This is a genomic window from Planktothrix sp. PCC 11201 (genome assembly GCF_900009135.1).
Classification (GTDB): domain Bacteria; phylum Cyanobacteriota; class Cyanobacteriia; order Cyanobacteriales; family Microcoleaceae; genus Planktothrix.
Window position 1 is genome coordinate 706,243 of sequence record NZ_LT797701.1, and the last position, 10,403, is coordinate 716,645.

General features: G+C 38.8%; 10 protein-coding genes. All 10 read right to left on the reverse strand.

All coding sequences use genetic code 11. From position 1 onward, the window contains the following. Window positions 1–3: 3 nt before the first annotated feature. The 10 genes from PL11201_RS13390 to PL11201_RS13435 all read right to left on the reverse strand — a co-directional run bounded on the left by PL11201_RS13390 (window position 4) and on the right by PL11201_RS13435 (window position 10,403). The gene (locus tag PL11201_RS13390) at window positions 4–741 is read right to left on the reverse strand and encodes an SDR family oxidoreductase (protein ID WP_079679329.1); all 738 of its coding nucleotides are present in this window, start codon (window positions 739–741) and stop codon (window positions 4–6) included. 127 nt (window positions 742–868) lie between these two features. Beyond that, window positions 869–1,021 (reverse strand): microviridin/marinostatin family tricyclic proteinase inhibitor, encoded by a 153-nt coding sequence (locus tag PL11201_RS27530; protein WP_079679330.1) that lies wholly within the window; start codon window positions 1,019–1,021, stop codon window positions 869–871. A gap of 282 nt (window positions 1,022–1,303) precedes the next feature. Then, window positions 1,304–1,447, reverse strand: a complete 144-nt coding sequence (locus tag PL11201_RS13400) for a microviridin/marinostatin family tricyclic proteinase inhibitor (protein WP_079679332.1) — start codon at window positions 1,445–1,447, stop codon at window positions 1,304–1,306. Window positions 1,448–1,563: 116 nt separating this feature from the next. Then, entirely contained in the window at window positions 1,564–2,556 is a 993-nt protein-coding gene (locus PL11201_RS13405) for an MvdD family ATP-grasp ribosomal peptide maturase (RefSeq protein WP_079679334.1), read from the reverse strand. 32 nt (window positions 2,557–2,588) lie between these two features. Continuing rightward, a complete protein-coding gene (locus tag PL11201_RS13410; RefSeq protein ID WP_079679336.1) occupies window positions 2,589–3,563 on the reverse strand; it encodes an MvdC family ATP-grasp ribosomal peptide maturase in 975 nt (324 codons plus the stop codon). A 71-nt stretch (window positions 3,564–3,634) separates the two neighbouring features. Then, window positions 3,635–4,174, reverse strand: coding sequence for a GNAT family N-acetyltransferase (locus PL11201_RS13415; RefSeq protein WP_079679606.1), 540 nt, complete (start codon window positions 4,172–4,174; stop codon window positions 3,635–3,637). Window positions 4,175–4,310: 136 nt separating this feature from the next. After that, entirely contained in the window at window positions 4,311–6,104 is a 1,794-nt protein-coding gene (locus PL11201_RS13420; protein ID WP_079679338.1) for an ABC transporter ATP-binding protein/permease, read from the reverse strand. 52 nt (window positions 6,105–6,156) lie between these two features. Further along, window positions 6,157–6,945 (reverse strand): class I SAM-dependent methyltransferase, encoded by a 789-nt coding sequence (locus PL11201_RS13425; RefSeq protein WP_079679340.1) that lies wholly within the window; start codon window positions 6,943–6,945, stop codon window positions 6,157–6,159. A 73-nt stretch (window positions 6,946–7,018) separates the two neighbouring features. Beyond that, a complete protein-coding gene (locus PL11201_RS13430) occupies window positions 7,019–8,188 on the reverse strand; it encodes a DUF6014 family protein (RefSeq protein WP_079679342.1) in 1,170 nt (389 codons plus the stop codon). Between the two features lie 175 nt (window positions 8,189–8,363). Continuing rightward, entirely contained in the window at window positions 8,364–10,403 is a 2,040-nt protein-coding gene (locus PL11201_RS13435; RefSeq protein WP_079679343.1) for an ABC transporter ATP-binding protein/permease, read from the reverse strand.

Sequence of the window (10,403 nt, forward strand, 5' to 3'; positions counted from 1 at the left end):
CGATTAGATCAGAGTTACTCCGCCCTCAACAGGCAAAATCACCCCGGTCATATAGGGATTAGTCATCAAACTTAATACCGCCTGCGCTAGTGCCTCGGGTTGCCCCAAATGGGCCACGGGTAAGGCTGCGATCGCCCACTTGCTGAGGTCTGAACGTTCAGACTCGCTTTGACTGCTCCAGATGCTGGTATCCTCTATCAGTCCAGGAGCAATCACGTTAACCCGAATGGGTGCGATTTCTAATGCCAGTGAGCGCCCAAATGCGGCAACGGCACTATTGGCGGCGGCGATCACAGAAATCCCTCCCAGTTTTGAAGATTTAAACATAGAGACACTGGAGGTTAGGGTAATGGAGCCATCAGTAGCTATGGTTTTCAACCCGGCACGGACAGCAAAAAACGTTCCCCAGAACTTGTCCATGCCACCTTGAGCCGTTTCTGTGGTCATTTCTGCTAATAGCGATCGGGGCATATTTCTGTCTCCGATCGCCGTTACGACTAAATGATCAAAGTTTCCCACTTCCTCAAAAAAAGTATTAACTGAATCTTCATCCAAAATGTTAACGGTTTTAGCTTCAATCTCGACCGAAATTAATCCGATCGCCTGATTTAATTTTTCTGGAGATGGGTGGGAAAGTACAACTTTTGCCCCCAATTCTAATATCTTATTGGCGATCGCCAGGTCAACTCCTGAATTCATGCCAATAATAATTACCTTTTTTCCTGATAACGACTCAAACATTATTTTCTCCCTGGTATCAAAATATAAAATTGCTTTAAATTAATATTTTAAAAAAAATCGGGAGTAGCTTTTAGTTATTGAATAACTGCCACTCCCTTAATTTTCGATCAAGATGGCTCTGGTCTACTTAACTATCTTCCCAATCGGAAGGCCACTTCAAAGTCCAGACTGGGGGGATATCGGTAGAAGTAGAATCACCACTTTCTGTGTCTTGCTCTGCCAAGAAACGAGCAAAGAAGGGGACGGCTAAGTCGGTCGATACTTTGATATTTTTAGACATAGTAGTTTACTTTTCAGAAAGCTAATTGCTGGGATTATATCACTAATCAACCCGATATCGCAAGTCTCAATCAATTGTAAGTGCTTGTGCAAAATAAATTACCTAGTTGGGAGAGGGAACAGGGAACAGGGAATTAGAAATATGTAAATAATTATGTTTGGGTGCTTATAAGTAGTTTAATATCCAATGTTAAAAAAGTTAAGCCATCAAATAGGGAGTAGCTTTCAGTTATTAAATAACTGCTACTCTCTTAAATTGTGGATTAAGATTGCTCTTATCTATTTAAAATTCTTCCCAATCGGAAGGATACTTGCGAGTTTCATAAGGAGCAGAATTAGAACTTTTAGCTTCCACGGCTTGCTCTGCTAAGAAACGAGCAAAGAAGGGGACGGCTTTGGGCGCAGAGACTTTAACGTTTTTGGACATGAGTTAAGTTCATTTTGCAATATTGACCTGCGACCAAGATACTACTAACTAACAGGATATGTCAAGGGAAATCCAGCACAAATGATTAACTTTTATTAAAAAAGTATCCTGAATCACTAAGATGGTTTCTGGTTTGTAGGAGTAAGCAGAATTTCAGCGATCGCCGGGGAAATAGGGAAATAGGGAGCAAATAATTCCAACCAGAAAAACTCGCCAACGGGATTGATTTCTAGGAAAATGTGCCGACCATCGGGAGTGACAATAATATCAATAGCTCCATAGTTTAAGCCGAAATAAGCCGTTAGTTGCAGTAGTTTTTTCTCGATATCTTCGGGTAAATTATAGGCTTGCCATTTTTCAGTTAAAGCCCTTCCTTCTTTCCGCCAATCATAGGTAGCTCCGTCTAATTTTTGAGAGTCAATGGCGGCAGTAAATACCTGTTTTCCCACAATAATTGTCCTTAATTCTAGGGCTTTAGGTACATTTTCTTGAAAAGTCATCGGACAAAAACTTAGCCCTTCCAAATTCTCTAAATCATCATCAGTCACAGGACTGGTAAACACGACATTTTCTTCTTTATTTTCACCATAAATTGCAAATTGAGAGAGCATTTTAGTAACAATTCCTTGCTCTTTACAGTCCTGGGCAAATTGTTTGACAGCTTCGGGATTATTTGAGGTCAAAGTACGGGGAATTGATAAACCCAGTTGTCGGGCAATTTGTAATTGCAGTTGCTTATTATTAGCCCGATCAACGTTAATCATTGGATCAAAATGGAAACCTGGTAGACTAGCAATTAATCCTCGGACGGTAACACGACATTCTTTGAGAGACGCTTCCCGAAATTGCTGATCCATACTATCAGGAAGTTTGGCGCCATATCTCATGCGCCGATACCAAACAGAGGAGACTTCACTTAAGTCTAATTTCTGTTCTCCATCGGTAACTATTCCCCCCTCAAAATCACCCGAATAAATATCGAGTTTTACTTCCGTAGGAAAGCGATCGGTATCAAAACGAAAGGCTTTTTCACCCTTAGCTTCAATAGCTTTAACAACCAGGGGAATACTTTCATTATCGTTGCTGAAAGTGAAAATTAAAACCGTCATAAATCTCCTAAATAATGGTTAAATAGTAAATTTTAGGGAATCAGAGTATCGGCGATCGCTTGAGAAATTGGCAAATCTAAATCCCTTTCCAACATTCCCCATTCGCCACCAGGATTAACTTCTAAAAAAACATAATCTCCCGACGGCGTGAGAATAAAATCAAAAGCTCCAAATAGGAGCCCCAATTGACCCATAAAAGTTTGAAGACGACGGATTAATTCTTCAGGAAGTTGATGATTTTGCCAAGCACCAACCTCGATACCAGGGGCGCGCCAATCTACGGTAGAATCTTCATAAACAGAAGCATTTAACGCCCCCACAAATACCTGACCATTCACATAAATGACTCGCAATTCCTGTTGCTTAGAAATTTGTTCTTGGAAAACCATTGGACAATAACGCAATGACTCCGCATCTTGTAAATCTTCCTCTTTAACCAGGCTAGTATAAAGGAAAAAAGAAGTGCTTTCCATACTACGAGAAAGAGCCGTTAATAGCTTACTCACCATTTTGCCGTTAACTTGTTGAAAAAATTCCCGTGCGGCTTCGGCTTTATTTGTGATCAATGTTTGCGGAATAGTAAAACCTACTTCTGAGGCTAATCTTAATTGCAGTAGTTTATTACTCGCCGACTCAATTTGTGCTAAATGATCAACCCAATTAGCCTGCCTCAGACTGTCCCAAAAGCCGTTTAAAGTTGCCTTTGATTCCTTTGCACAAGCCTGTTGGTATTGGGGGTCTAATTCCTGAAAATCAGGCTCCCAGATCCGTCGTAGCCAAACCGCTTGTACCTGTTCTGTGCTAATAGAATGACCATTATATTCCAGTTGATGATCGCTTTTTGATTTGCCAAAATTGGCAGTTAATTGGACATTGAGGGGAAATTGATCCGTATCAAAACGAAAGGGTTGCACGCCTTTTTTTAATAGGGCTTCCATGACCCGATCAATAGTAAAAAAATCTCCACTATGAGTAATTAATAAAACAACATCACGAGACAAAGACATAGAACTATTTTCTCCGTAATTTAGCTTTTGAGTTTTGCGTAAAGAATAGCTTTAAAAGGGAAAATTTTAAACTAAGAAGAACGCGATAATTCCCAAACTAATACTTGACCATTGGCTCGGGTTTGTGTGTGCTGCATTCCGATTTTTTCTAGCAATCTTTGGGAACCAATATTATCAGCATCGCAGCCAGCCGTCACTTTTTCCACAGAAGGTTGAGAAAATGCCCAGTCTAACACTGCTTTTGTCGCTTCAGATCCGTATCCCCGTCGTCGATAGGAGGGAGCGATTTGATAGCCAATTTCCAGTGATCCTGTGGGGGAACCTGTGGGATCGGGGATATCTGGAATAATTTTAAGCATAACGTGACCAATTAGGGTATTTTCTGCTTGTTGAATCACTAAATTTCCCCATCCCCATTCTCCTTGCAATGGACTTTTGTTCAGTATATTGGCAATTTCTGGCAAGTTATCATAAAATTCTTGATCAATCCAGTTAGGTACAACTGTAACGTCCAGAACTTTTCCTAATTCAGTATCGCCAATCATTGCCGCTTGTACAATTGGCAATTTAAAAGGCACTAAACGTAATCGTTTGGTAACAAGATCACCCATGTTATATAGTAATTCTAAATGATTGGTGATAAAAACCTGTAGGGGTTTGGTCTCCAAACCCAGGCGCAAAGAGGGTTGGGAAACCCAACCCCTACGATAGAACATTACAACATACAGGGAATTATTATCTGGAAGTTTAAGATTTTTTAATAAAATTGATCGCCGCGAATTTTTGCTGTTGGTAGTCCTCAACGGTCAAAAGTTGCCAACGAGAATTTTCTGCAAGTTCTAGTACCCATTGATGATAATTAAATAGACTTTCCCGATGTCCTACACTGATAAAAGTTGTCTGGGTTTGCTTTAATTGTTGATACAAACTTTCTTCATTAATTAAATCTAAAGCACTGGTGGCTTCATCTAATATGGTGAAACTGGGACGGGTAACTAACATTCGGGCAAAGGCTAGTCGCTGTTGTTCTCCCAATGATAAAATATTTTCCCAATTTACTTCTTTATCAAAAACATTAGTTTGAGTTAATAAATGTTGCAGGTTGACTTTTTCTAGGATTTTTTCAAGTTCTCGATCAGTAATTTGATCAGTGGTATGGGGATAAAGGAGTTGGTCACGCAGAGTGCCCAAAATAATATAAGGACGCTGGGGCAAAAATAGCATTTCTTCGAGAGCAGGACGCACTAAACGCCCGGTTCCCGCATTCCATAAACCGGCGATCGCCCGCAGCAAAGAACTTTTACCACGACCACTAGGGCCAACAATTAATAAACCTTTTCCCGATGGAACTGATAGGGATAAATTTTCAACAATTACTTTCTCATAATCTGGGGTTTGTAGAGTAAAATTCTCAAAGGCTAAACGGTTGTCTTCTACTGTTGTAATCCTAGCGAGGTTTTTGGGTTCTAGGGTGACTCTTTTTAAGCCATCAGAAAAGGAGGCTAAACGCTCAATATAATTAGATAATTTTGCTGACGTTCCCCACTCACTTACCAATTGTCCCAAGGAATTAGAAAAGAGAAAACAGCACAAACTGGCTTGACTAATTTCTCCAAAATCAATTTTATCTTGAATGAACATTGGTGTCAGAATAAACATCGAAAAAACACTAATCGCAGACTGATAACCACGATTAAAAAGATCCTGAAATCTCTCCCAATTGATTCTTTCTTCCGCATTCTTGAGAATATTATTAAATCTGCGTTCGATGATTTTTTCTTCCTGTTCCTCTCCTCGGAAAAAAGCAATGGATTCCGCATGAGATCGGACATGGGTTAGGGCATAATTATATTCAGCTTTAGAGTTAAGTTCCGCCTGATTAATCTTATTTAACTGTTGGGTTAAATACACCGCAATAAAGTTACCAGCAATGGTATAGATAACTAGATAAATGGTAATCTCTTGGGAAATTGTCCAAAGAATAACCAGAAAAGTGATCATTTGCAGACTCTTTTCTAATAAGGTTGTTAAAAACCTCAAGGTTATGGTGGTAATCGGTTCAATTTCTTGGGATAAACGTTGGTCAGGATTTTCTAAACCCGATGTAAAATTAATTTTATAATAGGCGCGATCGCTCAAATATTGTTTTAAGGTGTTACTACTGAGCCACTTATACCAATCAAGAGCAACTTTTTTTCTCACAAATTGAGCCAAGGCGACTAAACAGGTGATCAGCACAATCAAAAAGCTAGATAGCCAGAGAGTATCAAGATACTTAGAAAGGTCTCTTTGTTCAATAACAATATCTAGGACATGGCGATTCCAGAAGCTGGCAAAAGCATCAACACTCACTAGCAAAATTATGCTTAAAACCATTAGAAACAGCATCCCCCAGGAACAAATCACATCGGAAAATGCCCGTCCATTTAACTCTGTGGGATACCAGTAAGGTTGAGCAATAATTTTAAGATCTTGCAAAAATCGAGTCAAAGATGAAAGGGGATTAGTGATGGTTTGGTCAGGGGGAACTTGAGTTTGCATATCCTAAAAAACTGGTAATTATTGACACCGGATAAGTTATAAATTATTTAACTTAACTAACTCCAAATGGTTTCTTTGCTGCTACCAATAAATAAGTTATTGCTGAAGAACTTAATAAACGATCTATAGCAGTAATATTAGCATTATAGGTGGCTTCGTCCATCTTTTCTGCTTGAAATTCTTCTCCCAGCCAAGATTTTAGATGTCGAAAATGTTTGAACCAACATTCCTCCGTCGCCTCCACGAATTGTAACTGTTGAAATCCTAACTGTTGGTAAAGATTTTGATATTCGGCAATATTTTTAACCGTATTAGCTTGGGGAACAGTCCAATCACCTAAATATTCGGTCGTGGCAAAACTCATATCTGAGAGAATTAAATTTCCCCCCGGTTTCAACACCCGCCAAGCCTCTTTTAGAAACTTTTCTCTGGTATTAAAATAGAAAGCTGCTTCTACACAAATAATAGTATCAAAAAAATTATCCTCAAATTCCATATTGACCGCATCCATCAACAGGAATTTGCAGTCAGGAGCGTTTAAAATACTTCTTTCAATTTGTGCAGGGGAAATATTAATTCCCACAATTGCCGCCGAGGAATAATACTTGAGGAGGTAACTGGTTGTTGCGCCCAAACCGGAGCCAACATCAAGAATATTTCCCTGCTTTTCAGGAATAAATTCTAAAAGTTTTTCCATCAAATTAAAACAAGATTCCTGTTGATTTTGGGTATCTGATTGCCAGTAACCCACATTAAAAAACTCTTTTTGACCGTAGAATTCCCGAGTTGAAGGATTGAGAATTAAACTATCAAATTTACTAATCCATTCATTTTTATCCATTTTTAATCTCCGGTTTTGATCTTTGATTGATCTGCAAGGCTTTTTTCTACCCTACAATTATGTCATCAGTATGCTACTGTAACTGTCTCCATATTCCCTGACAACGTTCCACAATTAGTCCTTGAAAAACTGACAAAGTTGCTGGGTGAATGTCTATTTTGTACAGCGAGAAAATACCTGTAGGACTTTTCATGTTTAACTCCCTGCGAGTAATAGATAATGCTTGCGCTCGATGGAGTTCCACCGCTTGTAATAAACCAGGATAACTCAAATTACGCAGAGCTAATTGACCATTTTTAGTAATATAAATAGCATCATTTTGAAAAAGATACTCTAAGCTGATCAAACTAGCATGAACATCCGTATCTTTTTCCACGCCGCCTAAACGGTGAGCATCTAAACCAAAGCGAATACAGAAATTAACCGCTACCAACTTCCCAGCTTCTTCAGCAGGTAAAGTACAAGCGGCAAACTCAAATCCGAGACTATCCGATCGCCATTCTTCAACACCCGCATAGGTATAATTTTGAAAAAGGTTCTGGTTTGCCTTGAAATCAAATCCTAAACCGCTTGCATGGCCAGCTTCATGTACTTGAGTGTCCATGTGGCGATAGCGTTCACTATTGATTTCATCTTCTAAGGGGCCCAATAATAAATTAGCAGTTTCCGGTTCAAAAATTGTTTGGATACATTCATAGCTGGAACCTAAAAAACGTCGTCGCTGTTCACTGGTGTTGTTTAATGCCGGGCCGTCAATACTGTTAGGAAAGGGCCAGCCATTGGGAACAATGAAGGCTTCACCTTTTTCTCCACTGAGATGACCACAACTGGCAATTTCGCTAAAGGAAAGGTTTCTGGGAACAGGTTGACCCAAAGTGCCAAATTTTTCCCGACTGAGATTTTCTAATTGTTCAATAGAGGGTTGAGAATTATCGTATATTTTCCCAGAAATCGCACTTAAAGTTACCTGACTCTGGCATTGTCTATTAATTTTATAAGGGGCAATAATTAAGAAATAACCATTTTTACCAATAAAATCCATATTGATAAAATCTTCAGCCAAAATACTCCAGTCGTTATTTTCTAAAGCATCTGCTGTTTTTAGTAGCCATTCGGGGGGAAGTTCACAAAATTTTTTTGCCTGTTGACGCAGTTTTTGAGCGGCAATAGTAATTTCATTTTGCTGGATATCTTGAACTACTTGTTTGATTAAATCTGGTTCGTCTACGAGGGCTATTGTCATTTTTCATCCATCCTGAATTTATGCAAAATTTAATATTTTTATTGTCTAAAGAATAATATTAGAGGCGAGGTGCGCCTTGCCCCTACACAGAAATCCCGATATTTTTTAAGATTAGTAATCTTGCTCATGATTTTTTTGCAATCCATTTAGATTTGCTATATATTCTGATTGATCGCTAAACCCTTAGCCACTTCGAGACCCGGGAATCTTTGTTATAGCGATAGGTAAAGCCATCTTTGTCAGTGATAGACTTACCAAGGCTGGCTCTACTTCTGATAGTGCCTATTGAGTAGTTGGTCAAAACCTCCATTTCTTTATGGGAAAATCCCTCAAATTCGTCAGTTAATACCGCTATTTCAGGTATGGGTTGAGTTGGGGATTGATTACTAGAAAGATTGTCTATGGTGATTTGAGTATTGTCAATGGGAATATTGATAATTTCTTTAGTTTTTTGCCGTCGATAATCCTGTACGGTTAACAGTTGCCAACTAGAATCGGCCGAGAGTTCCAAAACCCATTGGTGGTAATCAAAAAGACTTTCTCGATGTCCCACACTAATAAAGGTGGTTTTTGTTTCTTGTAACTGTTGATATAAATTACCTTCATTGTTTAAGTCTAAAGCGCTGGTAGCTTCATCTAAAATGATAAAGCTAGGACGAGTAACTAATATTCGGGCAAAAGCCAAACGTTGTTGTTCTCCCAGGGATAGAACGTTTTCCCAGGACACTTCTGTATCAAAACCATCGACGCGACTCAGTAAGTTTTGCAGGTTAACTTGTTGCAAAATTTCTTGTAATTCCGCATCAGTTTTTGCCAAATTCTGATTAGGATAAAGTAACTGTTCGCGTAAAGTTCCTAATATGATATAAGGGCGTTGGGGCAAAAATAAAACTTCTTCTAAAGGCGGCCGAATTAAACGACCTGTTCCCGCATTCCACAGACCCGCTATCGCCCGCAGGAGGGAACTTTTGCCGCGACCACTGGGCCCGACAATCAATAAACCTTCTCCCGGTTGAACAATTAGCGATAAATCTTCAACGATTACCTGTTCATAATTGGGGGTTTGTAAAGTCACATGATCAAAAGCCAGATGGTTTTCTTCTAGGGTTTTAATAGTATGTACATTTTCCGGTTCTTTGGTTATTTCTTCTAAAGCATTTGAAAATTCAGATAGACGTTCAACGTAACTGGAAAATCTTCCAGACTTACCAAATTCAGCGATTAATTCTCCTAGGGCACTGGCAAACAAATTAGCGGCTAAACAGGCTTGACCTACCTGTCCAAAACTAATACCTTCGTTGTTATTAATATATAAAGGCCCAAGGACTACAAAAGTAAATATTTGGATAGCAGATTGATAGCCCCGATTAAAAATTTCCGTACCTCTTTCAGCATCAATCTTACGTTTAACAGTGTTTACAAGATTACTAAATCGACGCTGAATGATATTTGATTCTTGGTTTTCCCCCTGAAAAAAAGCGATGGATTCGGCATGATTGCGAACATGAGTTAGAGCATAACTATAGTTAGCTTTAGTTTCAAGTTCCTCTTGATTAATCTTATTTAGTTCTTGGGTTAAGTAAACAGCAATCAAATTTCCGACGATTGTCCAAACTACTAGAATTAGGGCAACTGATTGGGAAATTGACCAAAGAACAATTAAAAAAACTACCATTTCCAGCGCCTTTTCTAGTAAAGTTGCTAGAAAACTCATGGCATTACTGGTAATCGGTTCAATTTCCTGGGATAGACGTTGATCCGGGTTCTCAAGATCGGATTTAAAATTAATTTTATAATAGGCACGATTGCTAAAATATTTTGCTAAAATCCAAGCGTTTAGCCATTCGTACCAATCAAGCGCAATTCTTTTTCTAATAAATTTAACAAATCCTACCAGGATTGTTACACAGATTAATCCCGCGGCGAAAATAGATAGGGTTTCAACAAATTTATTAAAATCTTCTTTAGCGATAATCACATCGACCAAATAGTTACTCACGAAACTATTAAAGGCTGTTAAACTTACTAGAGCAATGATTAATATAATTAAAAGAATCAGCATTGCCCAAGCACGAATTACATCGGAAAATGCCCTTCCTCCAGGTTTAGTCGGATACCAATAAGGCCCGGCAATCGCTTTTACACTTTCCCAAAATTGAGTAAAAGTTGAAGCGACATTCATCATGGATTGACCTTGAACAACTTCGGTTGCCAT

What these genes read in the sequence shown, in the direction of transcription:
- PL11201_RS27530 (WP_079679330.1), bottom strand. Translation starts at nt 1,021, where the DNA reads ATGTCTAAAAATATCAAAGTATCGACCGACTTAGCCGTCCCCTTCTTT.
- PL11201_RS13430 (WP_079679342.1), bottom strand. Translation starts at nt 8,188, where the DNA reads ATGACAATAGCCCTCGTAGACGAACCAGATTTAATCAAACAAGTAGTT.
- PL11201_RS13425 (WP_079679340.1), bottom strand. Translation starts at nt 6,945, where the DNA reads ATGGATAAAAATGAATGGATTAGTAAATTTGATAGTTTAATTCTCAAT.
- PL11201_RS13415 (WP_079679606.1), bottom strand. Translation starts at nt 4,174, where the DNA reads ATGGGTGATCTTGTTACCAAACGATTACGTTTAGTGCCTTTTAAATTG.
- PL11201_RS13405 (WP_079679334.1), bottom strand. Translation starts at nt 2,556, where the DNA reads ATGACGGTTTTAATTTTCACTTTCAGCAACGATAATGAAAGTATTCCC.
- PL11201_RS13390 (WP_079679329.1), bottom strand. Translation starts at nt 741, where the DNA reads ATGTTTGAGTCGTTATCAGGAAAAAAGGTAATTATTATTGGCATGAAT.
- PL11201_RS13400 (WP_079679332.1), bottom strand. Translation starts at nt 1,447, where the DNA reads ATGTCCAAAAACGTTAAAGTCTCTGCGCCCAAAGCCGTCCCCTTCTTT.
- PL11201_RS13410 (WP_079679336.1), bottom strand. Translation starts at nt 3,563, where the DNA reads ATGTCTTTGTCTCGTGATGTTGTTTTATTAATTACTCATAGTGGAGAT.
- PL11201_RS13435 (WP_079679343.1), bottom strand. Translation starts at nt 10,403, where the DNA reads ATGGCAACCGAAGTTGTTCAAGGTCAATCCATGATGAATGTCGCTTCA.
- PL11201_RS13420 (WP_079679338.1), bottom strand. Translation starts at nt 6,104, where the DNA reads ATGCAAACTCAAGTTCCCCCTGACCAAACCATCACTAATCCCCTTTCA.